Source organism: Streptomyces sp. NPDC004435, from assembly GCF_042873895.1.
GTDB lineage: Bacteria > Actinomycetota > Actinomycetes > Streptomycetales > Streptomycetaceae > Streptomyces.
The window spans coordinates 139,963-160,672 of record NZ_JBIAMB010000013.1; the positions used below are offsets into that span (position 1 = coordinate 139,963).

The following is a 20,710-nucleotide window of genomic DNA, read 5'->3' on the forward strand; positions in this document are numbered from 1 at the left end:
ACCCCGGGGTCAGGGTGGATCCCGGAGCAGGCGTCGGGGGGCGCCGGGCTCCCGGCCGCCGAGGCGGCATCCCCGGGGATGGGCGGTCCCCGTGCGACCGGGTCACGACCCGTGGTCCACCCGGCGCACGGGCCGCCTCCCCCGCCACCCCTCTACTGACCACGGAAAACGCTGGTGAAAGCGCCCGCGAACCCCTGGTAGAGTTATCCATGTCGCCGCGGGGAACACCCGCGATCACGACAGACACCTTGTCCGGGTGGCGGAATGGCAGACGCGCTAGCTTGAGGTGCTAGTGCCCTTTATCGGGCGTGGGGGTTCAAGTCCCCCCTCGGACACCACGCGAAAGCGCCGGTCGATCTCATCGACCGGCGCTTTCGGCATGCCGCACCTACCCTGAGGAGAAGCCTCTCGGGGACTGTGGAGGCGTGCCATGGGCGACGCGAACACACCCGGTGCCGACGGCCGGCCCTCCGGGTCCGGCGAACCCCCTTCGGGGCCTCCCCCCGGCCCGCTCAGCGGACCCTCCCCCCGCCCTCCGCGCCGCCGCGCGTGGCTGCTCGCAGTGGTCGGGATCCTCGTCCTCGCCGTGGGCGTCTCGGGACTTCGCGCCGGCACCGGCGCGTTCGGGGACGGCGACGGGGAGAAGACCGCACCGCCGGCCGCCCCGGTGTCGGCCGCGGGCGACACCCCGACGCCGGTGAACCGGCCGCCGACGAGCGCGCAGGCGACCGCACCGACGTCGGTTTCGCCGAGCGAGGCGTCCGGCGAGGGCCTGGTCCCGTTCGGCCGGAGTCACCGGTACGAGGGCGGGGTCGAGGTGACGGTCTCCGCGCCGAAGCGCTTCACCCCGGCCCCCTCGTCCGCCGGTCACGCAGCGGGGAACATCGCGGTCGCGGTCGAGGTGACCGTCCGCAACGACTCCGGAGAGCGGCTCGAACTCTCGACCGTGATCGTCCAGGGGCGCGACGCCGACGGGCGGGAGACCGGACGGGTCTTCGACGCCGATGCGGGGATCCTGCCGCTCAGCGGCGGCCTGCTGCCCGGCCGGAAGGCCGTGGCCGTCTACGGCTTCGACGTGCCGCGCGAGGCGGCGACCCTGCTCGAGGTCGAGGTGGGCGTGGGCTTCGGCGGCGACTCCGCCTTCTGGTTCGGCAAGCTTGGGTGACGCGGCCCGTCAGCCCTTGCGCGCCACCACCAGCCGGCAGTGCGGGCTGCCGTCCGGGCGGGTGCCGAAGGCGGGGAGGGGGAGGTGGGTGACCTCGAAGCCGGTCTCCTCCAGGCGGGCGCGGACGTCCGCGAGGCGGAAGGTGCGGTAGTACATGACGAACGGGGGGCGCCAGAGGGCGTTGCGGACGCGCATCGCCGTGTCGAAGGCCCACAGGGTCCAGTAGGCGCGGGAGCCGACCGGGGGCGGGGCCGGGAGGGGGAAGGCCAGCAGGCCGCCGGGGCGGAGGGCGGCGTGGACCTGGGCGAAGAGGGTGCGCTGGGCGGCGGGGAGGAAGTGGCCGAAGGCGCCGAAGCTGACCGCCAGGTCGAAGGCAGGGGCGAAGGGGAGGGCGAGGGCGTCGGCGCGGACCAGGGTGGCGGTGGGGTGCCGGCGGCGGGCCTCGGCCAGCATGTTCGCGCTGAAGTCGACGCCGGTGACGCGGCCCGCGCAGACCAAGCGGAGGACGGGGAGCCCCGCGCCGGTGCCGCAGCAGACGTCCAGGCCCGTCTCGAAGGGCCCCAGGCCCTCCAGGGCTCCGGCCACCGCCGTGAGGATCCGGTCCGGGGTGCGGAACGGGGTCGCGTCGAACTTGGGCGCCAGGAGGTCGTAGCCGTGCTCGACCGAGGAGAGCGCCTGGCTGGTCAGTTCGCGGAGGGTCGGTCCCTGCGGGGTGAACATGGCACCGACTCTACGCAGCCGTGGGCCCGGGCGGTCAGAGCGCGCTGCGCACCGGCGGGGCGGGCCAGGCCGGAGTGGTGCCGGTGAGCTGGCAGACCAGCAGGTAGAGGGGGATCGGCGGGGTGTAGGGCGAGGTGCCGTCCGGGTGGTGGATCAGCCGTGGGCCGCGGTCGGGGATCTCGGCCCCGGGGGCGTAGCAGGCGGGCAGCGGCCAGGTCAGGTCGAGGTCGGAGCCGGCCGGGACGAGCCACCACCACCAGTCGGTGTCGGCGTAGACGCAGCCCTTGGCGGGGAGCCGGGAGAGGATCTTGAAGCCGAAGCGGGCGGGGACGCCGACGGCGTCGCAGCCGAGCCCGGTGTGCAGGCCGGTGGGGACCGCGAGGCGGGTCGCGGTGACGGCGGGGGAGCGGCCGGTGCCGTTCTCGGGGGAGCGGCGGGCGCGCGGGACGAGCAGGGTGGCCATGGACCTCAGCATGGCTCCCCCAGGGAGTGCGGCAGCTCCGCCCAGACGATCTGCGCCGTGCCGTGGCCGGTGCGCTCGGCGCCCCAGGAGGCGCAGAGCGCGTCGACGATCAGGAGGCCGCGGCCGCGTTCGTCCGCGCCGCAGTCGCGTATCCGGGGGCCGGCGGGACCGCCCTCGTCCCGGACGGCTATGCGGAGCGCTTCGGCCCCGTCGCGCAGCTCGCAGACGATCCGGCTGCTGGCGGTGTGCAGGACCGCGTTGGTGACCAGTTCCGAGACGACCAGGGCGGCCGTGTCGCGTATCTCGGAGCCGCGGCCCCAGAGGACCAGCCGCTCCTCGGAGAGGTGACGGGCGCGGCTCACGGACTCGGTGCGGGCGGGCAGCTCGAAGGCGAAGCGGCGGAGGGGGTCGCGGTGGAGCGGGTCGCGGTGATGGGGCTCGCGGTACCGGGGGTCGTGGTGGACGGGATCGTGGCGGTGCTGCGGGCGCTGGGCCATGACTCGGGAGCTCATGAGACCTGAGGGCTGCGCGTTACCAGAAGCCACGACCGGTTCCTCACAACAGTGGGCAGGGCTGCCGTACATCGCTGTCGCCGGGGCGCGGGGCGCACCGGCGGCAGTCCGTACTGGTTCACCGGAACACTGTCCTCCTGACTCGGACACTTGGCAAGTGGCACTCTGAAAATTGCAGAGTGCTGTGTTCTCTCTGGCCGGGCTTCGTGGCACACTCATCGAAACAGCGCGTCGGGGAGGTCTGGGAGTGAGCGAGCCGCGGTCCGCCCCCACGGTGGGACAGGTCGTCCTCGGCCGGCGTCTTCAGGACCTGCGCGAGCGCTCGGGCCTGAAGCGGGAGGAGGCCGCGAAGGTCCTCCACGTCGCCCCGGCGACCGTCCGCCGCATGGAGACCGCCGAGGTCGCGCTGAAGATCCCGTACGTCCAGCTGCTGCTGAAGACCTACGGGATCACCGACGCCGAGGCGGAGGCGTTCGTCGCCCTCGCCGAGGAGGCCAACCTGCCCGGCTGGTGGCAGCGGTTCCACGACGTGCTGCCCGGCTGGTTCTCCATGTACGTCAGCCTGGAGGGGGCCGCGAGCCTCATCCGGGCCTACGAGCCCCAGTTCGTCCCCGGTCTGCTCCAGACCGAGGGGTACGCCCGCGCCATTCTCCGCAGTGGAGCGGTCGGCGGCGGCGGTGACGCCGCGCGGGAAGAGGACATCGACCGGCATGTAGCCCTCCGGATGGAGCGCCAGTCCCTGCTGACCAGGGAGGACGCGCCCAGATTCTGGGTGATCATGGACGAGACGGTGTTCCGCCGGCCGGTCGGCGACGGGCCCGAGGTGATGCGCGACCAGCTCGACCGGCTGCTCGAAGCGTCCGAGCTGCCGAACGTCACCCTGCAGATCGCGGAGTTCGCGTCCGGCCACCACCCCGGCACGTACGGTCCCTTCGTCCTCTTCCGCTTCGCCATGCCCGAACTCCCGGACATGGTCTACAGCGAGTACCTGACCGGCGCCGTCTACCTCGACGCGCGCCCCGAGGTGGCGTCCCACCTGGAGGTCATGGACCGTATGGCGGCGCAGGCCGCGACTGCACAACGCACGAAGGAGATCCTCAAGGATCTCCGCAAGGAGCTGTGAATGGATCGCATATACAACGGCATGCCCGCCGCGGAGCTCGGTGCCGAGGGATGGCACAAGCCCTGGAGCGGCGGGAACGGGGGCAACTGCGTGGAGGCCATGAAGCTGGCCGACGGCAGGGTCGCCGTGCGACAGTCCGCAGACCCTGAAGGACCCGCGCTCATCTACACCCACGGGGAGATCGCCGCGTTCATCGCGGGAGCCAAATCCGGTCAGGCTGACTTTCTGCTCACCTGACCCCTTCCGTCTCGCCCCTACCGTCACGTAACTCTTGTAGCAGCGCCACCCGTTCGTCCCGACCAGGAGAGCCGATGACCCAGGAACCCGCTTCCGCGCGGAGCGAGATACGGATCGACACCAGCAAGCCGCACCCCGCGCGGATGTACGACTGGTTCCTGGGCGGCAAGGACAACTACCCCGTCGACGAGGAGATGGCCCGCCAGCTCCTCACCGTCGACGCCCGCGGCCGGGACATGGCCCGGGTCAACCGCGCCTTCATGCACCGCGCCATCCGCTGGCTCAGCGCCCAGGGCGTGCGCCAGTACCTGGACGTCGGCACCGGGATCCCGACCGAGCCCAACCTGCACCAGATCGCGCAGGCGGCCGCGCCGGAGTCCCGGATCGTCTACTGCGACAACGACCCGATCGTGCTCGCGCACGCCGCCGCCCTGCTGCGCTCGACCCCGCAGGGGGCCACCGAGTACATCCAGGCGGACGCTCGCGACCCCGAGACCATCCTCGAACGGGCCGGAAAGGTCCTTGACTTCGACCAGCCCATCGCCCTGTCGATGCTGGCCCTGCTCCACTTCCTCGGGGACGAGGACGGCGCCCACGACATCGTCGCCAAGCTCGTCGACCAGCTCGCCCCGGGCAGCTACCTCGTGCTCTCCCAGGTCACCGGTGACTTCGACCCCGAAGGCGCCGCCAAGGCCGTCGGCATGTACCGGGCGCGGGGGCTGACCCTGCGGCCGCGCACCCGCGACGAACTGGCGGTCTTCTTCGAGGGCCTGGAGTTCGTCGAGCCCGGGGTGTCGCTCACCGCGGAGTGGCACCCGGAGCTGGGCGAGCCGGTCCCCGTGCAGGGCGACGACCCGATCCCGGGCTGGGCCGCGGTGGCCCGCAAGCCCTGACCCGTAGCCGTCCGTCCGAGGCCCGTGGAGCGGACTCCACGGGCCTCTCGGCCGCCGGTCCTCACCCCCGCAGGTACGCGAGGCCCGGATGCGCGGCCCGGTAGCCGTCGAGCAGCCGGCGGGCCACCGCCACCGAGTCCACCAGCGGATGGAGCGCGAAGGCCCGCACCGCGTCCGCCCGCTCCCCGCTCTCCGCCGCCCCGAGCACCTCCCGCTCGACCGCCTTCACCGCCGACACCAGCCCCATGGCGTGGTACGGCAGCGGGTCCACGGCCACCGGACGGGCGCCGTTGGCGTCCACCAGACACGGCACCTCGACCACCGCGTTCGCGTCGAGCCCCGGCAGCGTGGTGCCGTTGCGCACGTTCAGGATCAGCGTGGCCCGCTCACCGCGCGCGATCGCCCGCATCAGGGCCAGCGCCACCTTCTCGTAGCCCCCCGACTCCAGGTCCTCCTCGGCCCGGTCGCCGGCCCCGGCCGCCTCCCGGTTGTGCGCCATGTACGTCGCCTCCCGGTCGGCGAGCGTGCGGTGCCAGGCGTCCAGGGCGCTGGTCTCCGGCTTGCCGGCCTCCGCGTAGAAACCGGCCTGCTGGTCGAGGAGGTACGCGCCGCGGGTCTTCCCGGCGCCCCGGTAGGAGGCGACGGCCTCCCGGTTGAAGTAGTAGTAGTGCAGGTACTCGTTGGGGACCACGCCGAGCGACCGCAGCCACTCGGTGCCGAAGAGCTTCCCCTCCTCGAAGGAGCCCAGCAGCGCCTCGTCCGCGAAGAGCCGCGGCAGCTCGTCCCTGCCGTCCACCCGCAGCCCGCGCAGCCACCCCAGGTGGTTGAGGCCCACGTAGTCGATCCACACCCGGTCGGGGTCGGCGCCGAGCACCCGCGCGACCCGGCGGCCCAGGCCGACGGGGGAGTCGCAGATGCCGACGACCCGGTCGCCCAGGATCCGGGACATCGCCTCCGTCACCATCCCCGCGGGATTGGTGAAGTTGATGACCCAGGCGTCCGGGGCGAGCACGGCGATCCGGCGGGCGATCCCGACCGCGACCGGCACGGTCCGCAGGCCGTACGCGATCCCGCCCGCGCCCACCGTCTCCTGCCCGAGCACCCCCTCGGCCAGCGCCACCCGCTCGTCGGCCGCCCGCCCCTCCAGGCCGCCGACCCGGATCGCCGAGAAGACGAAGTCCGCGCCGCGCAGCGCCTCGTCGAGATCGGTGGTGGCCGTGACGACGGGTGCGTCCGGCACCCCCTCGGCCTGCTCGGCGAGGACCCGCGCGATGGCCCTCAGCCGGTCCGCGTCGAGATCGTGCAGGGTGACGTGGGTGATCCGGCCCTCGGCGTGGTCCCCGAGCAGCGCGCCGTACACCAGCGGCACCCGGAATCCGCCGCCTCCGAGAATCGTCAGTCGCATGCTCCGTACGCTACTCGGACACCCCCGCCGGACGGCCCGAACCCGCCCCGGGCGTCCACGCCGGCGTCCGCATCCCGGGCACCGGCTGAGGGAGAATGACCTCATGTCCCGACGCAAGACCAGCCCCCGCCCCCGCACGCCCGCGCCCGCCCCGGTGACCGCCGACACGCCCTGTCCCTGCGGGCTCGACGCCGTCTACGGCGCCTGCTGCGGCCGCTTCCACACCGGTACGGGAGCCACCGCGCCCACCGCCGAACTGCTGATGCGCTCCCGCTACAGCGCCTTCGTCGTCGGCGACGCGGCCTACCTCCTGCGCACCTGGGCCCCCGAGACCCGCCCCGCCGGTCTCGACCTCGACCCGGGGATGCGGTGGACGGGCCTGGAGATCCGGGACACCACCGACGGCACCCCCTTCCACCAGCGCGGCACGGTCACCTTCCGGGCCAGCTACGTCCACGGCGGCGAGCCCGGCTCCCTCCACGAGCGCAGCCGCTTCACCCGCCACGACGGCGCCTGGGTCTACGTCGACGGCGAGTTCCTGGACGACTGACGACCGACGGCCGCCCGCGGCGACCAGACGAGGACGCCGCCGCCTCCCGGTCACGTCGGGCCGGCTTTCCGTCCCCGGGTCACCGCCCCGACGTGACCGTCCCGCGGGTGTGCGGGCGGCTCGCCGGGAGGCCGGTGGAGAGGTCCTCCGCGACGGCCTTCTTCGCGATGGCGTCGGCCGCGGCGCGGAGTTCGGGGCCGCTGGGGCGGCCGCGCTCCAGTTCCAGGCGGTCGGCGAGCCAGTCGCCCCACGCGTGGGTGATGACCTCGGCCTCGCGGGCACCGGCCGGGGTGTGCGAGAGGAGGTTGCCGTCACGGGTGAGGAAGCCCTCGTCGACCATCCGGTCGAAGACGGGGAGGATCACCTCGGGCGGGAGGCGCCGGCCCGCCGCGATGAGGCCGAGGCTGGCGTGGCCGACCGTCCGCGTGTAGAGCTCGACCTGCATGACCGCCCAGGCGCCGGCCATGTCGAGCCGGGTGTCGGAGCCGGCGACGATCCGCCGGGCGGTGTCCCGGTCCATGCGGTGCAGCAGCCGCCCCACGGCGAGTTCGAGCAGCTTGGCCGAGTCGCCGCCGCTCGTGGGGGAGGCGAAGCCCTCGCCCATGTCGGGGGCGGCCTCCCGGGCCGTGTCGCGGAGCTTCACCTGCTTGAGGAAGAGGGCGACGACGAAGCCGACGGCGGCGACCGGGACGGTCCACAGGAAGACGGTGTGGAGGGTGTCGGCGTAGGCGCGGACGATCGGCGCGGCGACCCCGTCGGGCAGTCCGTGCACTCCCTGCGGGCTCTGCGCGGCCGCCGCGACTCCCGACGGGTCGAGCCCGGCCTGCCGGGCGAGGGCGGACGCCTCGGCGACCCCGGCGGTGAGGTTGGGCTTCAGGGCGTTGGCGTAGATCGTGCCGAAGACGGCGGTGCCGAAGGCGCTGCCCAGGGTGCGGAAGAAGGTGACGCCGGAGGTGGCGGTGCCCAGGTCGGCGTAGTCCACCGTGTTCTGCACGGCGATCGTCAGGACCTGCATGCACAGGCCGATGCCGACGCCGAGCACGAACATGTACAGCGACTCCAGCCAGGTGCCGGTCGTCTCGTCCATCAGCGACAGCAGATAGAGCCCGACGCCCATCACCGCGCAGCCGACGATGGGGAAGACCCGGTAGTGGCCGGTCTTGCTGACCACGTTGCCGCTGAAGATCGAGGCGATCAGCAGGCCGACGACCATCGGCAGGGTCCGGATGCCGGAGACCGTCGCCGAGTCCCCGTCCACGTACTGGAGATAGGTCGGCAGGAAGGTCATCGCGCCGAGCATCGCGAAGCCGACGACGAAGCTCAGCACCGAGCAGACGGTGAAGACCGGGTTGCGGAACAGCTTCATCGGCAGCATCGGTTCGGCCGCCCGGGACTCCGCCCAGCAGAACAGTCCGAGGGCGAGGATGCCCCCGACGAAGAGACCGATGATGACGCCGGAGCCCCACGCGTACTCGTTGCCGCCCCAACTGGTCGCCAGGATCAGGGCGCTGGAGCCGACCGCGACGAGCGCGATGCCGAGGTAGTCGATCACCGGCCGGCTCGCCGAGCGGACCGAGGGGATCGTGCGGGCGGCGGCGATGACGACGAGGATCGCGATCGGCACGTTGACGTAGAAGGCCCAGCGCCAGCTGGCGTGGTCGGTGAACAGGCCGCCGAGCAGCGGCCCGATGACCGTGGAGACGCCGAACACGGCGCCGATCGCGCCCTGGTACTTGCCGCGTTCGCGCAGCGGGATCACGTCGGCGATCAGCGCCATCGAGGTGACCATGAGGCCGCCGGCGCCGATGCCCTGGAGGCCGCGCCAGACGATCAGCAGCGTCATGTTGGTGGCGAGGCCGCAGAGGAACGAGCCGGTGATGAAGATGACGGCGGAGATCTGGAAGATCACCTTGCGGCCGAAGAGGTCGCCGAACTTGCCCACCAGGACCGTCGCCACGGTCTCCGCGAGGAGATAGGAGGTCACGACCCACGACATGTGGGCGGCGCCCCCGAGGTCCGCGACGATCGTGGGCAGGGCGGTGCCCACGATGGTCTGGTCGAGCGCGGCCAGGAGCACGCCGAGCATGATCGTGCCGAACACGATGTTGCGGCGGCGCCCGTCGAGCACGGGCGGTGCGGGCGCGGCCGGGGCGGCAGGGCTTGCGTCGCTGGTCGTGGTCACCCTCGCAGCGTCACACCGCGCCGCCCCCGCTGCCCGGCGGGTGCGGCCGAACGGGCGATGCCGTCAGGGGCGTACGGGCAGGGTCGGGTGGTGCTTGGCCAGGATCTTGTTGGCCCGGGCGAGAGCGGCCAGTGCGTGTTCGCGGTCGGCCCGGTCCTCCGCGCAGAGCGGTCCGCGGAAGCGGTAGACCTCGCGCGCCGCGCAGTCCGCCTCGATCTCCGCCTGGAGGACGTGCGCGGGCAGACAGGAGCCGATGAGTGCGGCCACGCGGTCGGGGATCGGGACGGGGACGAGGGGAGAGGGCGAGGCGATCACGGGTCAGTCCTAGCGGTTCGTGGGGGCGGACGGGAAGGGCTCTCACCTCCATACGTACCGGACGGCGGGAGCGGTTCCGGTACGGCCCCGGCGCCGCCGTACGCCGGGGGCGCTCGCCCCGCCGGGAGTGCGCGGGCGCACCCGCCCGGGACCCCAGGCGGCGGGTGATCACGCGTGCCGGCGTTCCCGCAGGTACGGGGCACGGCGCCGGATCCGCTTTCCGCAGGGACCGTGCGCATCGCGGGCGCCGGCGGCCGGCCGCGGAACCGGGCGGGCGCGGCGCAAGCCCCCGGACGGCGGCTGTGGTGTGAAGGAAATCACGTGGCGCCGGAGCGCCACGACCGGGACGATCGTCAGCTCAGTACGTCCGACAGGTCGTACGAGACGGGCTCGTCCAGCTGCCCGTATCCGCACGAGTCGGGAGCGCGGTCCGGGCGCCAGCGCTTGAACTGCGCGGTGTGCCGGAAGCGGTCGCCCTCCATGTGGTCGTAGCCGACCTCGCAGACGCGCTCGGGTCGCAGCGCCACCCAGGACAGGTCCTTCTTCCCCGACCAGCGGCTCGGCGCGCCCGGCAGCCTGGCCCCCGCGTGGGCGGCCTCCTCGGCCCAGGCGGCCCACGGGTGCCCGTCGGGCGGGTCCATCCGCAGCGGCTCCAGCTCCTCGATCAGCTCGGCGCGGCGCTTCGCGGTGAAGGCGGCGCAGACGCCGACGTGCTGGAGGGCGCCCCGGTCGTCGTACAGGCCGAGGAGGAGCGAGCCGACGACGGGCCCGCTCTTGTGGAAGCGGTAGCCGGCCACGACCACGTCGGCGGTCCGCTCGTGCTTGATCTTGTACATCAGCCGGGCGTCGGGCCGGTAGGGCAGGTCGAGCGGCTTGGCGATCACCCCGTCGAGCCCGGCCCCCTCGTACTGCTCGAACCAGCGCGCGGCCAGCTCGGCGTCCCGGGTGGCGGGGGCGAGGTGGACGGGGGCGGTGACGCCGTCGAGCATCCGCTCCAGGGCCTCCCGGCGCTCGGCGAGCGGGGTGTCGAGCAGGGCGTCGTCGCCGAGGGCGAGCAGGTCGAAGGCGACGAAGCGGGCCGGGGTGGTCTCGGCGAGCATCCGGACCCGGGAGTCGGCCGGGTGGATCCGCTCGCTGAGCCGGTCGAAGTCGAGCCGTCCGCCGTGCTCGACGACGATCTCGCCGTCCACCACGCACCGCTCCGGCAGCCGTTCCCTCAGCGCCTCCACGAGCTCGGGGAAGTAGCGGGTGAGGGGCTTTCCGGTGCGGCTGCCGATGACGAGGTCCGGGCCGTCGCGGTGGACGATCGCCCGGAAGCCGTCCCACTTGGCCTCGTACTGCATCCCGGGCGGGATCTTCTTCACGGACTTGGCGAGCATCGGCTTCACGGGCGGCATCACCGGCAGATCCATGGGTTGATTGTCCGGTATGCGATAGATGTCGGCGAGCTCTAGGGTGGCGCCCATGGCAGGCAAGACGGCAGCGGTGGAACTGGAGGCCGGCGGGCGCACCGTCCGCGTCTCCAACCCGGACAAGATCTACTTCCCCGAGCCCGGCTACACCAAGCTGGACATGGTCACCTACTACCTCGCCGTCGGCGAGGGCATCACACGCGCCCTGCGGGACCGCCCCACCACCCTGGAGCGCTACCCCGACGGGGTGACCGGCGAGTCCTTCTTCCAGAAGCGGGCCCCCAAGTACCTCCCGGACTGGATCCCCACCGCGCACATCACCTTCCCCAGCGGCCGCTCCGCCGACGAGCTGTGCCCCACCGAACCGGCCGCCGTCCTCTGGGCCGCCAACCTCGGGGCCGTCACCTTCCACCCCTGGCCGGTGCGGCGCGCGGACACCGACCACCCCGACGAGCTGCGCCTCGACCTCGATCCGCAGCCGGGCACCGACTACGCCGACGCCGTCCGCGCCGCCCACGAGCTGCGGGCCGTCCTCGACGAGTACGGGCTGCGCGGCTGGCCCAAGACCTCCGGCGGGCGCGGCCTGCACGTCTTCGTCCCGATCCGCCCCGACTGGACCTTCGTCCAGGTCCGGCGGGCCGCCATCGCCTGTGGCCGGGAGCTGGAGCGGCGGATGCCGGACCGGGTCACCATGAAGTGGTGGAAGGAGGAGCGCGGCGAGCGGATCTTCGTCGACTACAACCAGACGGCCCGCGACCGCACGATCGCCTCCGCCTACTCGGTCCGCCCCCGGCCGCACGCCCCCGTCTCGGCCCCGCTGCGCTGGGACGAGATCGACGACGCCGTGCCGCGGGACTTCGACATCCGCACCATGCCCGCCCGGTACGCCGAGCTGGGCGACGTGCACGCCGACATGGACGACGAACGCTTCGACCTGGAGCCGCTCCTCGAACTGGCCCGGCGCGACGAGGCCGAGCACGACCTCGGGGACCTGCCCTATCCGCCCGAGTACCCGAAGATGCCCGGCGAGCCGAAGCGCGTCCAGCCGAGCCGGGCGAAGAAGGAAGCCGGAGAGGCTTCCGGCGCGGACTCCGGCGCGCGGTCCGGCGCGGATCCCGGGGGCGCTTCCGGGCCGGCTTCCGGTACGGCCGACGAGCCGCATTGATCGGACGTTGACGGTGTGTTTAGCGCCCCGCGCGAGGGTGGAGCCATGCAGACCGACACGGACGTCCTGACCTTCCCCGCCTCCCGCCCCGCCGGCGACCTCTCCTGGCGTGACAACGCCCTGTGCGCCCAGGCGGGACCGGAGTTCTTCTTCCCGGCCCCCGGCTCCTCGACCCGCGAGGCCAAGCAGCTCTGCGGGGGGTGCGAGGAGCGCGTCGCCTGCCTGGAGTACGCGCTGGCGCACGACGAGCGGTTCGGGGTGTGGGGCGGGCTCTCGGAGAAGGAGCGGGGGCGGCTCCGGCGCACGCAGCGCTCCTGAGCCGCCCCCGGGGGAGTGCGGACGGTGCTCAGCCGGCGGCGCGCGCGGCCATCCGGGCCTTGCGGGCGGCGAGCTTCGCGTCGAACTTCGTGGCCTCCGCGTCCAGCCCGTTCATGTAGAGACCCAGCTCCTCCTGGGCGCGCAGCCCCTCCGGGCCGAGACCGGAGATCTCCAGGACCTTCAGGTGCCGCAGCACCGGCTCCAGGACGTCGTCGTGGTGGATGCGCATGTTGTAGATCTCGCCGATCGCCATCTGGGCGGCCGCGCGCTCGAAGCCGGGGATGCCGTGCCCGGGCATCCGGAAGTTGACCACCACGTCGCGGACGGCCTGCATGGACAGGTCGGGGGCGATCTCCAGCGCGGCCTTCAGGAGGTTGCGGTAGAAGATCATGTGCAGGTTCTCGTCGAGCGCGATGCGGGCCAGCATCCGGTCGCAGACCGGGTCGCCCGACTGGTGGCCGGTGTTCCGGTGCGAGATGCGGGTGGCGAGCTCCTGGAAGGACACGTACGCCACGGAGTGCAGCATCGAGTGGCGGTTGTCCGACTCGAAGCCCTCGCTCATGTGGGACATCCGGAACTGCTCCAGCTTGTCCGGGTCCACGGCGCGGGAGGCGAGGAGGTAGTCGCGCATCACGATGCCGTGCCGGCCCTCCTCCGCGGTCCAGCGGTGCACCCACGTGCCCCAGGCGCCGTCGCGGCCGAAGAGGCTGGCGATCTCGTGGTGGTAGCTCGGGAGGTTGTCCTCGGTGAGCAGGTTGACCACGAGGGCGGTCTTCCCTATGTCGGTGACCGGCGACTGGGTGGGGTCCCAGGGCTCGCCGTCCTCGAAGAATCCGGGGAAGTTCCGGGCGTCCGACCACGGCACGTACTCGTGCGGCATCCAGTCCTTGACGACCTTGAGGTGCCGGTTGAGCTCCTTCTCCACCACCTCTTCCAACGCGTACAGCAAGCGCGCGTCGGTCCACCCTGCCGAGCTGCCGAGGTGGGGAGAGGTGAGCGTCACGGGGACTCCTGGGGACGGAGAGCGGGAGAACGGAACTACCTACGGACTCGTAGGTTACGAAACCGTAGGTTAAGGCCCTGTAAGGCGCCGTCCAAGTCCCTCCCGGACCTTGTCCGGTTACGTTCCGTTATGCGTGCAGCTCGCGCGGGTAAAAGAGATGCAGGTCACGTCGGTGTCGGTCACCCGTGAACACCTGATCGGCTACTCAGAGCAGATGGTCGGCGGCTCCGGACTTCACCGCGGAGATCAGTGCGCGGAGCGCCTCGACCGAGTCGCTGACGTACTCGCCGGGGGCGAGGGTCGAACCGATGTAGGCCCGGCCCTCGCCGTCGAGGCCGAAGCGGAAGCAGTTGGCCCCCTCGCTGCAGAAGGCGTCGCCCCAGGCGATCTCGGCGCCGGGGGCGGCGGGCGAGGAGGGGGCGGGGCCGGCGGGCGGCGTGACGTTCATGGTGTGGCGCATGGGTGCGGGTCCTCACAGGTCCTGGGCTATCGAGCGGATGAACGCGCGGGAGTCGGCGGTGGACAGGGCGAGCCCGCGCATCCGTTCCAGCAGGCCCTGGTACCGGCGCAGCTTCATGTCGGCGTCGAGGAGGATCGAGCCGTGCGAGGAGTCGAGCTGGACGGTGTCGAGCTGAGGCACGGGCGCGGACACATAGGTGAACGACTGTCCCGCTCCGGGGAAACCCCCGGCGGCGAAGGGGATGGCCCGTACGGTGACGGTGGCCCGCTCGGACTGTTCCAGGATGTGCTCCAGCTGCGCCCGGGCGACCTTCGGGCCGCCGAACTGCATCCGCAGCGCCGCCTCGTGGATCAGGGCCTCGTACGGCACCGGCCGGTCCAGGGTCTCCTGGCGGCGCAGCCGCAGGGCGAGTCTGGCCTCCAGGTCCGGTCCCGGCAGCGGTGGCACCGCGGTGTCGAAGACCGCCCGCGCCTGCTCCTCGGTCTGGAGCAGACCGGGGACGTGGGTGGTCACGGCGGTGGCCAGCTCGGCCGCGTGGTACTCCAGTTCGGCGATGTCCAGAAGGGCGGGCGGCAGGAGCCCGCGGTGCTCCTCCCACCAGCCGCGGTCCCGTTCCTGGGCCATGGCGGCGAGCAGGTCCACCAGGGCCGTGTCCGGGCAGCCGTAGTTGAAGGCCAGTGTCCGCACCCGCTCGGGGCTGATGCCGAAGCGGCCGGACTCCACGTTGGGGATGCGGGTGCGGTCGACGCCGAGGAGGGCGGCGGCCTGCTGGGCCGACATGCCGGACTGTTCGCGCAGCTTGCGCAGTTCGGCGCCGAGTCGCTGCTGCCGCGCTGTGGGGCTGCTCCTGGGTGGCACGTCGTTCTCCCTCGTCCTGCGGGGCGGCCCCCTGCCGTCCCGCTCCCGCGCCGCTGATCGCCTTCGGTCCGGAAACGGCGCCACTACCCGCAAGTAGTAGCACCGTGCTCCGCTTCTGCGCTACGGTCGGTAGCGCAAGTCTCACACGCGGCGACCGAGCCTCGTGTGCAGAGCACCCCCATGTACAGGAAATGTGAGCAATCCGATGAAGGGCGCCCTGCGTTGCCTTCCGGCCGCCACGGCTGCCGGGCCCATACCCCCCGCCACGGAGAACCTCAGCTACTCGATGCTGCTCCCCGGTGGCGCGTACTGCGCGGGCCTCGCCCGTGAGGCCGTCCGCGGCCTCCTCGTCCGTCACGGCCTCGCCGGACTCCGCGAGACCGCCGCCCTCGCCGCCTCCGAACTCGTCGCCGCCGCCTACCGGTTCACCCCCGACCGGGAGATGGCGCTGCGACTGCGATGGCAGTACGACGCCCTGCGGATCGTCGTCTACGACCAGCATCCGGCCCACCGCGTGCCGGACGCCGCCGAGGCGTGCCGCGACCGCCGCAGCCGCGGCATGTGGCTGCTGGCCGCGGCGGTCGAGGAGCACGGCGGCGACTGGGGCCTGACCCCCGCCCTCACACCCGAGGGCGGCACCAAGTCCTGGGCGTTACTCCCTCGCTGACCCGGAAGCAGCTCCCGGGACGAACCCCGCCGCGGCACGGAGCTCCTCCGCCGACGTCGGCCGCAAGCGGCCGTCGAGGAGCAGCCGGCGCGTGATCCCCAGCGACTCCAGGAACGTCAGGTCGTGACTGGCCACGACCAGCGCCCCCTCGTACGCACGGAGGGCCGCGGTCAGTTTCCGCACCGACGCGATGTCCAGATTGTTCGTCGGCTCGTCCAGCAGCAACAGCTGCGGAGCCGGCTCCGCCAGCAGCAGCGCCGCCAGCGTCGCCCGGAACCGCTCCCCGCCCGACAGGGTGCCCACCGGCTGATCCGCCCGAGCCCCCCGGAAGAGGAAGCGCGCGAGCCGGGCCCTGATCGCGTTCCCCGACGCCGTGGGCGCGAACCGGGCCACGTTCTCCACGATGCTCAGCCCGTCGTCGAGGACGTCCAGCCGCTGCGGCAGGAAACGGATCGGCACCAGCCGCTCCACCTCCCCCGACACGGGCTCCAGCTCGCCGGCGACCGTCCGCAGCAGCGTGGTCTTGCCGGCCCCGTTGCGGCCCACCAGCGCGATCCGCTCCGGTCCCCGCAGCTCGAGACCGCCCTCGACCCGCGCCCCGTAGCGCAGCCGCAGATCGGTGAGGCGCAGCACCTCGCGCCCCGGCGGAACCGAGGTGTGTGGCAGCTCGACGCGGATCTCGTCCTCCTCCCGCACCGCCTCCGCCGCCACGTCCAGTCGCTCCCGGGCCTCCGCGAGCCGGTCCGCGTGCAGGTTGCGGTGCTTGCCCGCCGACACCTCCGCGGCGCCCCGCCGGGTGTTGGCCACGACCTTCGGCACGACCTTGTTCTCGAAGCTCTTCTGCGCGTACCGCTTCCGGCGCGCCAGCTTCTGCCCGGCCTCCGACAGCTCCCGCCGCTGCCGCTGGACGTCCGCCTCGGCGACCCGCACCATCCGCTCCGCGGCCTCCTGCTCGGCGGCGAGCGCCTCCTCGTACGCCGAGAAGGTCCCCCCGTACCAGCTCACCCCGCCCTCGTGGAGGTCGGCGATCTGGTCGACCCGCTCCAGGAGCTCCCGGTCGTGGCTGACCACCACCAGCACCCCCGACCAGCTCTCCACCGTCTCGTACAGCCGCGAACGGGCGTACAGGTCGAGGTTGTTGGTCGGCTCGTCGAGCAGCAGGACGTCCGGCCCCGCCAGCAGCAGCGCCGCGAGCCGCAGGAGCACCGACTCGCCGCCGGACACCTCGCCGACCGTCCGGTCCAGGCCGATCGAGCCGAGACCGAGCCGGTCGAGCGTGGCCAGGGCCCGCTCCTCGACGTCCCAGTCGTCACCGAGCACCGCGAAGTGCTCCCCGGCCGCGTCGCCCGCCTCGATGGCGTGCAGCGCGGCCCGCTTCCGGTCGATCCCGAGGATCGCGTCGACCCGCCGGCCGGTGTCCAGGACCAGGTCCTGAGGGAGGTACCCGATCTCGCCCGAGGCCCGTACGGACCCCTCGGTCGGGGTCAGTTCGCCGGCGAGCAGCCGCAACAGGGTGGACTTCCCCGAGCCGTTGGTGCCGACCAGGCCGGTGCGGCCGGGTCCGATCCTCACCCCGAGGTCGTCGAAGACCCGGGTGCCGTCCGGCCAGGAGAAGGAGAGCGAGGTGGTGGAGAGAAAGACAGGCTGATGTGACACGAGGGCCTCCGGTGCCGCGAGCACGGTGTGAGCGTGGAAGAAGTGCGACGCGTGAGACACCGGGGCGCGGGCAGCGTGGGGAACGGCTCGTCCACCGAGGTCGAGAACGGCACGCACGGCACGGGGCACGCACGCGGCACGGTGTCTCGGGACCTCAGAGAATCAACGTTCCTGCTCCGATCGGGAGGCGATCTGACCTCACCGACGGTAGGACCCGCCGAGCGGGGAGGCAAACGAATATCGGGGACCGCTCAGGGCAGCTCGCCCAGGAGCGCGGCCAGGTTCCGGTCCCAGTCCAGGTACTGGTGCTCGCGCCCGGCGGGCACCAGATGCTGCGAGCGCTCCAGGAAGAGGCGCAGCTCCGAGGTGCGCACATGGACCATCGCCACGCCCTCCGGGGCGTGGAACTCCACCACTGTGCGGTCGTACCCGTACGGCCTGAGCCGTACGTCCCCGTCCCCGGCGGGCCGTTCGACCCCCTGCGCGAGGAGTTCGCGGGCGAAGGCCCACGAGACCTCGACGCCCTCCAGGGTGGCCGGCGGTGGGAAGGCCATGCTGACGGCGTACGGGTCCTCGCGGTCGTAGCGGAGCGTGGCGGGGACGGTCTCCATCCGGGGAGCGGAAGCGACCAGACGGGCCTGGACGGGCTGCTCGATCACGGCGGACACGGCGGGCTCCTCTCGCGGCGTTGCGATCCTGTGCGTCTCCCCGACACCAGGGCACCTGACACCCGTGAAGACGAGCGGAACGGCCGGAACGTGCACTCACCCCCCACGTGAGGTGCGTCACCGCCCCCGTCCGGAACCACCGGCGCCCTCATCCGGAACCGCCGCCGCCCCACCCGGAACCGCCGCTACCCGCTCCCGCGGACGTCGTCGCCGGGCTCCGCGCAGGGCCCGGAGCGGTCGCAGTACGGCTGGTTCCGCGAGGCACCGCAGCCGCAGAGCATCACCCGCGTCTCGTGCCGGTCCCCCCGCTCGTCCGAGACCAGCAGATCGCCGCGGACCACCAGCTGTCCTGCGGCGTTGCGGCGCACCGTCGTCGGGACCTCCGGCCGCTCCTCCGCGCCGCCGCCCGCCGCCGGGTGGTACTGGAGCGCCCCGGACGGGCAGCGCCGGATCACCTCGGCGACCCGTTCGGACGCGGCGGCGTCCGGGAGCACCCAGGGGCGGCGGGACAGGTCGAAGACCTCCGGCAGACCGTGGACGCACTCGGCCGCGTGCAGGCAGCGGCGTGGCTCGAAAGTGACGGTGATGCCCTCGCCGTCGTACTCCTTGAGCCGCGGCTTCTCCGCGATCGGGGATTCCGGGGACTCCGTCCCGGCCTCCGCTGGTCCCTCAGTCATGAGCCCAGCCTAGGAATGCCCGGCGCACCCCGCACTCCGGCGCACCCCGCACCCCCGCTCACTCGGGCGCGGCCCGCACTCAGGGGCCGTCACCCCGAGGCCCTCTGGACGGGCCGGGCCGCCCCCGCTAGCTTCCGGCGCCATGACACCTGTGCGAAAGATGCGTACCACGCGCCGCACGATGACCACGATGACGGCGGGGCTGGTGGGGGCGGCGCTGGCGCTGACCCTCGCGGCCCCGGCGCGGGCCGGGGAGACCCCCGCGGCCCCGGGGACGTCCGAGGCCCCCGTCGCCGCGGGCGGCTGGCAGCTCACCCCGACCGGGACGGACGTCCGCTTCCGGGGCCTCGCCGCGGTCGACCGGGGCACCGCCTGGGCCGCCGGCTCCCGGGGCACCGTCCTGCGCACCACCGACGCCGGCCGCACCTGGCGAAACGTCTCGCCGCCCGGCGGCGAGACGTTGGAACTCCGCGACGTGGAGGCCTTCGACGCCCGCCGGGCCGTCGTCCTCGCCATCGGCGAGGGCGAGGCGTCCCGGCTGCTGCGCACCGAGGACGGCGGCGCCACCTGGACGGAGACCTTCCGCAACACCGACCCACGCGCCTTCTACGACTGCGTGACCTTCCTCGACCGCCGGCACGGGCTCGCCCTCAGCGACCCGGTCGACGGGCGGTTCCGCATCCTCGCCACCCGCGACGGCGGACGCAGCTGGCGGGTCCTGCCCGACTCCGGGATGCCCGCGGCGCTCCCCGGCGAGGCCGGCTTCGCCGCGAGCGGCCAGTGCCTGGTCACCGCCGACCGGGGCGGGAAGGACGTCTGGTTCGCGACCGGCGCCGCCGCCACCGCCCGCGTCTTCCACTCGGCCGACCGGGGCCGGACCTGGACCGTCACCGACAGCCCGGTCCCGGCCGCCGACCCCGCCCGCGGCGTCTTCGCGCTCGCCTTCCGCGACCGCCGCCACGGCCTCGCGGTCGGCGGCGACTACCGGGCCGGACAGCCGTCCCCGCGCGCCGCCGCCGTCACCGCCGACGGCGGCCGCACCTGGACCCCGGCCGCCACGCCCCCGCCCGCCTACCGCTCCGGCGTCGCCTGGCTCCCGCGCGCCGAGGGCGCCGCCCTCGCCGTCGGGCCCACCGGCACCGACCTCACCCGCGACGGCGGCCGCACCTGGCGGACCGTGGACACCGGCTCGTACGACACCGTCGACTGCACGCCGGACGGCGGCTGCTGGGCCTCCGGCGAGAAGGGCCGCATCGCCCGGCTCACCCGCCGCTGACGAGCGGCCCTCGGGCCGCCGGGGTCAGGCCCCGCGCCGAGGACCGCCCGGCACGGGGGACCGCCGGGGTCAGGCCGGCGGCTGCTCGCGGTAGCCGGCCAGGCCCTCCACGGTCTTCGACGCGTAGAACTCGGTGATCCGGTACGCGCACACGCCCTCGGAGCTGAAGGGGTCGGCCGCCGCGATCCGCTCGATCGCGGCCCGGTCGACCCCGGCCGCCAGGATCACCCCGCCGTCCCGCGGGTTCTTCCGCCCGGACGCGAGGAACACCCCGGCGGCGTACTGCTCGTCCAGCCAGGCGATGTGCGCGTCCATGAGGGCGTCCGCCCGCTCGACGGGCGCGGTGTAGGTCAATTCCAGTACGAACATGCGTCCAGGCTACCGGCGGGACCGGCCCCGGCGATCAGCCGCCGAACGCCTCGGCGGCGGGTTCGAAGCGGTGCTCCGCCGGCTTCAGCACCTCGTACAGGTAGCCGAAGTACGAGGTCTCCGCCGTGCCCGTGAGGACCCCGAGCAGGAAGGCGGCGCAGCCCGGCCCGTGGCGCTCCCAGAGCGGCCCGCGCCCCTCGTTGTAGAGCACCGGCCAGGTGTCGGGGTGCCGGTCGGGACGCGCCAGCCAGTACAGGAACGCCCCCGACCCCTCCTCGTACGCCCACGGCACCACCCGCGCGCCCGGCTCCCCCAGCTCCTCGGGCCGCTCCTCGCCGATGTCCCACAGCGACTCCAGGATCTCGTCCCGTTCGGCCGTCTGCGCGACGAGGTCGAGGTCGACCTCGGCCGCGCCGGGGGCGAGCAGCCACACCGTCTCGGTGAAGACGCCCTGGCCGTACGTCTCCACCAGCCGCTTGTAGTCGGCCGGGAGCGGGACCCCGAGGGCGCGTTCGGCGCGTGCCCAGTCCACCGCGGGCGGCGGCACGGAGGGCGGCGGACAGAGGCGTACGAGCTCGTCGATCGCGTTCACCGGGGGGACGCTAGCGCACGCCGG

Annotated in this window: 24 protein-coding genes and 1 tRNA gene; 10 read left to right on the forward strand and 15 right to left on the reverse strand. The window is 73.3% G+C overall.

Annotated features, from left to right (window positions below; genetic code table 11):
- The first annotated feature begins 250 nt into the window (after nt 1–250).
- A tRNA-Leu gene (locus tag ACFYT9_RS23910) sits at nt 251–338 on the forward strand.
- 224 nt (nt 339–562) lie between these two features.
- Nucleotides 563–1,165 (forward strand): hypothetical protein, encoded by a 603-nt coding sequence (locus ACFYT9_RS23915; protein ID WP_389166989.1) that lies wholly within the window; start codon nt 563–565, stop codon nt 1,163–1,165.
- A gap of 9 nt (nt 1,166–1,174) precedes the next feature.
- Here ACFYT9_RS23915 and ACFYT9_RS23920 read toward each other — a convergent pair whose 3' ends face one another.
- Genes ACFYT9_RS23920 through ACFYT9_RS23930 form a run of 3 tightly spaced genes read right to left on the reverse strand, consistent with a single transcriptional unit; the run spans nt 1,175 to nt 2,893 of the window.
- Nucleotides 1,175–1,885 (reverse strand): class I SAM-dependent methyltransferase, encoded by a 711-nt coding sequence (locus ACFYT9_RS23920; RefSeq protein ID WP_389166991.1) that lies wholly within the window; start codon nt 1,883–1,885, stop codon nt 1,175–1,177.
- Between the two features lie 34 nt (nt 1,886–1,919).
- Complete coding sequence (locus tag ACFYT9_RS23925) at nt 1,920–2,360, reverse strand: hypothetical protein (protein ID WP_387279837.1); 441 nt, start codon at nt 2,358–2,360, stop codon at nt 1,920–1,922.
- Entirely contained in the window at nt 2,354–2,893 is a 540-nt protein-coding gene (locus tag ACFYT9_RS23930) for an ATP-binding protein (protein WP_376597225.1), read from the reverse strand. Before ACFYT9_RS23930 ends, ACFYT9_RS23925 begins: the two co-directional genes overlap by 7 nt.
- Before the next feature lie 214 nt (nt 2,894–3,107).
- Here ACFYT9_RS23930 and ACFYT9_RS23935 point away from each other — a divergent pair, with 214 nt between their 5' ends.
- The 3 genes from ACFYT9_RS23935 to ACFYT9_RS23945 all read left to right on the forward strand — a co-directional run bounded on the left by ACFYT9_RS23935 (nt 3,108) and on the right by ACFYT9_RS23945 (nt 5,113).
- Nucleotides 3,108–3,983: a helix-turn-helix domain-containing protein gene (locus ACFYT9_RS23935; protein WP_376597227.1), complete on the forward strand. Its 876-nt coding sequence runs from the start codon at nt 3,108–3,110 to the stop codon at nt 3,981–3,983.
- Nucleotides 3,984–4,220 (forward strand): DUF397 domain-containing protein, encoded by a 237-nt coding sequence (locus ACFYT9_RS23940; RefSeq protein WP_030495614.1) that lies wholly within the window; start codon nt 3,984–3,986, stop codon nt 4,218–4,220.
- A gap of 74 nt (nt 4,221–4,294) precedes the next feature.
- Nucleotides 4,295–5,113, forward strand: coding sequence for an SAM-dependent methyltransferase (locus ACFYT9_RS23945; protein ID WP_389166995.1), 819 nt, complete (start codon nt 4,295–4,297; stop codon nt 5,111–5,113).
- A 61-nt stretch (nt 5,114–5,174) separates the two neighbouring features.
- On the opposite strand, the gene ACFYT9_RS23950 is transcribed toward ACFYT9_RS23945, so the two are convergent.
- A complete protein-coding gene (locus ACFYT9_RS23950) occupies nt 5,175–6,518 on the reverse strand; it encodes a 6-phospho-beta-glucosidase (protein ID WP_389166998.1) in 1,344 nt (447 codons plus the stop codon).
- A 103-nt stretch (nt 6,519–6,621) separates the two neighbouring features.
- Here ACFYT9_RS23950 and ACFYT9_RS23955 point away from each other — a divergent pair, with 103 nt between their 5' ends.
- Nucleotides 6,622–7,068, forward strand: coding sequence for a YchJ family protein (locus ACFYT9_RS23955; protein WP_389167001.1), 447 nt, complete (start codon nt 6,622–6,624; stop codon nt 7,066–7,068).
- Nucleotides 7,069–7,147: 79 nt separating this feature from the next.
- On the opposite strand, the gene ACFYT9_RS23960 is transcribed toward ACFYT9_RS23955, so the two are convergent.
- The 3 genes from ACFYT9_RS23960 to ACFYT9_RS23970 all read right to left on the reverse strand — a co-directional run bounded on the left by ACFYT9_RS23960 (nt 7,148) and on the right by ACFYT9_RS23970 (nt 10,977).
- Complete coding sequence (locus tag ACFYT9_RS23960; protein WP_389167003.1) at nt 7,148–9,250, reverse strand: MDR family MFS transporter; 2,103 nt, start codon at nt 9,248–9,250, stop codon at nt 7,148–7,150.
- A gap of 63 nt (nt 9,251–9,313) precedes the next feature.
- Nucleotides 9,314–9,562: a hypothetical protein gene (locus tag ACFYT9_RS23965; protein ID WP_373307825.1), complete on the reverse strand. Its 249-nt coding sequence runs from the start codon at nt 9,560–9,562 to the stop codon at nt 9,314–9,316.
- 356 nt (nt 9,563–9,918) lie between these two features.
- Entirely contained in the window at nt 9,919–10,977 is a 1,059-nt protein-coding gene (locus tag ACFYT9_RS23970) for an ATP-dependent DNA ligase (RefSeq protein ID WP_376602279.1), read from the reverse strand.
- A gap of 52 nt (nt 10,978–11,029) precedes the next feature.
- Between ACFYT9_RS23970 and ligD the strand changes: the two genes are divergently transcribed.
- Nucleotides 11,030–12,142, forward strand: coding sequence for a non-homologous end-joining DNA ligase (gene ligD / locus ACFYT9_RS23975; RefSeq protein ID WP_387279827.1), 1,113 nt, complete (start codon nt 11,030–11,032; stop codon nt 12,140–12,142).
- Nucleotides 12,143–12,187: 45 nt separating this feature from the next.
- On the forward strand, nt 12,188–12,460 hold the full coding sequence (locus ACFYT9_RS23980) for a WhiB family transcriptional regulator (protein ID WP_387279825.1): 273 nt from the start codon (nt 12,188–12,190) through the stop codon (nt 12,458–12,460).
- 28 nt (nt 12,461–12,488) lie between these two features.
- On the opposite strand, the gene ACFYT9_RS23985 is transcribed toward ACFYT9_RS23980, so the two are convergent.
- The 3 genes from ACFYT9_RS23985 to ACFYT9_RS23995 all read right to left on the reverse strand — a co-directional run bounded on the left by ACFYT9_RS23985 (nt 12,489) and on the right by ACFYT9_RS23995 (nt 14,781).
- Nucleotides 12,489–13,463, reverse strand: coding sequence for an acyl-ACP desaturase (locus ACFYT9_RS23985; protein ID WP_387279823.1), 975 nt, complete (start codon nt 13,461–13,463; stop codon nt 12,489–12,491).
- A gap of 205 nt (nt 13,464–13,668) precedes the next feature.
- Nucleotides 13,669–13,923: a hypothetical protein gene (locus ACFYT9_RS23990; RefSeq protein ID WP_389167007.1), complete on the reverse strand. Its 255-nt coding sequence runs from the start codon at nt 13,921–13,923 to the stop codon at nt 13,669–13,671.
- Between the two features lie 12 nt (nt 13,924–13,935).
- Nucleotides 13,936–14,781, reverse strand: coding sequence for a helix-turn-helix domain-containing protein (locus ACFYT9_RS23995; RefSeq protein WP_389167009.1), 846 nt, complete (start codon nt 14,779–14,781; stop codon nt 13,936–13,938).
- 193 nt (nt 14,782–14,974) lie between these two features.
- Here ACFYT9_RS23995 and ACFYT9_RS24000 point away from each other — a divergent pair, with 193 nt between their 5' ends.
- Nucleotides 14,975–15,448 (forward strand): ATP-binding protein, encoded by a 474-nt coding sequence (locus ACFYT9_RS24000; RefSeq protein ID WP_389167012.1) that lies wholly within the window; start codon nt 14,975–14,977, stop codon nt 15,446–15,448.
- Here the strand turns inward: ACFYT9_RS24000 and ACFYT9_RS24005 are convergent.
- The 3 genes from ACFYT9_RS24005 to ACFYT9_RS24015 form a co-directional block, all read right to left on the reverse strand.
- Nucleotides 15,434–17,104, reverse strand: coding sequence for an ABC-F family ATP-binding cassette domain-containing protein (locus ACFYT9_RS24005; protein WP_389167015.1), 1,671 nt, complete (start codon nt 17,102–17,104; stop codon nt 15,434–15,436). The genes ACFYT9_RS24000 and ACFYT9_RS24005 overlap by 15 nt on opposite strands.
- Before the next feature lie 251 nt (nt 17,105–17,355).
- Nucleotides 17,356–17,772: an SsgA family sporulation/cell division regulator gene (locus ACFYT9_RS24010; protein WP_376602287.1), complete on the reverse strand. Its 417-nt coding sequence runs from the start codon at nt 17,770–17,772 to the stop codon at nt 17,356–17,358.
- A 185-nt stretch (nt 17,773–17,957) separates the two neighbouring features.
- Complete coding sequence (locus ACFYT9_RS24015) at nt 17,958–18,449, reverse strand: (4Fe-4S)-binding protein (protein ID WP_389167019.1); 492 nt, start codon at nt 18,447–18,449, stop codon at nt 17,958–17,960.
- A 190-nt stretch (nt 18,450–18,639) separates the two neighbouring features.
- On the opposite strand from ACFYT9_RS24015, the gene ACFYT9_RS24020 reads away from it, so the two are divergent.
- Nucleotides 18,640–19,725: an oxidoreductase gene (locus tag ACFYT9_RS24020; RefSeq protein ID WP_389167200.1), complete on the forward strand. Its 1,086-nt coding sequence runs from the start codon at nt 18,640–18,642 to the stop codon at nt 19,723–19,725.
- 69 nt (nt 19,726–19,794) lie between these two features.
- On the opposite strand, the gene ACFYT9_RS24025 is transcribed toward ACFYT9_RS24020, so the two are convergent.
- Both ACFYT9_RS24025 and ACFYT9_RS24030 read right to left on the reverse strand, forming a co-directional pair.
- Nucleotides 19,795–20,094 (reverse strand): YciI family protein, encoded by a 300-nt coding sequence (locus tag ACFYT9_RS24025; protein ID WP_360315913.1) that lies wholly within the window; start codon nt 20,092–20,094, stop codon nt 19,795–19,797.
- Between the two features lie 34 nt (nt 20,095–20,128).
- Nucleotides 20,129–20,686, reverse strand: a complete 558-nt coding sequence (locus tag ACFYT9_RS24030; protein ID WP_389167022.1) for an SMI1/KNR4 family protein — start codon at nt 20,684–20,686, stop codon at nt 20,129–20,131.
- Nucleotides 20,687–20,710 lie beyond the last annotated feature (24 nt).

Coding starts and splice junctions, on each gene's coding strand:
- ACFYT9_RS23980 (WP_387279825.1), top strand. CDS start 12,188: ATGCAGACCGACACGGACGTCCTGACCTTCCCCGCCTCCCGCCCCGCC.
- ACFYT9_RS23945 (WP_389166995.1), top strand. CDS start 4,295: ATGACCCAGGAACCCGCTTCCGCGCGGAGCGAGATACGGATCGACACC.
- ACFYT9_RS24015 (WP_389167019.1), bottom strand. CDS start 18,449: ATGACTGAGGGACCAGCGGAGGCCGGGACGGAGTCCCCGGAATCCCCG.
- ACFYT9_RS24025 (WP_360315913.1), bottom strand. CDS start 20,094: ATGTTCGTACTGGAATTGACCTACACCGCGCCCGTCGAGCGGGCGGAC.
- ACFYT9_RS23990 (WP_389167007.1), bottom strand. CDS start 13,923: ATGCGCCACACCATGAACGTCACGCCGCCCGCCGGCCCCGCCCCCTCC.
- ACFYT9_RS23920 (WP_389166991.1), bottom strand. CDS start 1,885: ATGTTCACCCCGCAGGGACCGACCCTCCGCGAACTGACCAGCCAGGCG.
- ACFYT9_RS23970 (WP_376602279.1), bottom strand. CDS start 10,977: ATGGATCTGCCGGTGATGCCGCCCGTGAAGCCGATGCTCGCCAAGTCC.
- ACFYT9_RS23940 (WP_030495614.1), top strand. CDS start 3,984: ATGGATCGCATATACAACGGCATGCCCGCCGCGGAGCTCGGTGCCGAG.
- ACFYT9_RS23950 (WP_389166998.1), bottom strand. CDS start 6,518: ATGCGACTGACGATTCTCGGAGGCGGCGGATTCCGGGTGCCGCTGGTG.
- ACFYT9_RS24020 (WP_389167200.1), top strand. CDS start 18,640: ATGACGGCGGGGCTGGTGGGGGCGGCGCTGGCGCTGACCCTCGCGGCC.
- ACFYT9_RS23955 (WP_389167001.1), top strand. CDS start 6,622: ATGTCCCGACGCAAGACCAGCCCCCGCCCCCGCACGCCCGCGCCCGCC.
- ligD (WP_387279827.1), top strand. CDS start 11,030: ATGGCAGGCAAGACGGCAGCGGTGGAACTGGAGGCCGGCGGGCGCACC.
- ACFYT9_RS23925 (WP_387279837.1), bottom strand. CDS start 2,360: ATGCTGAGGTCCATGGCCACCCTGCTCGTCCCGCGCGCCCGCCGCTCC.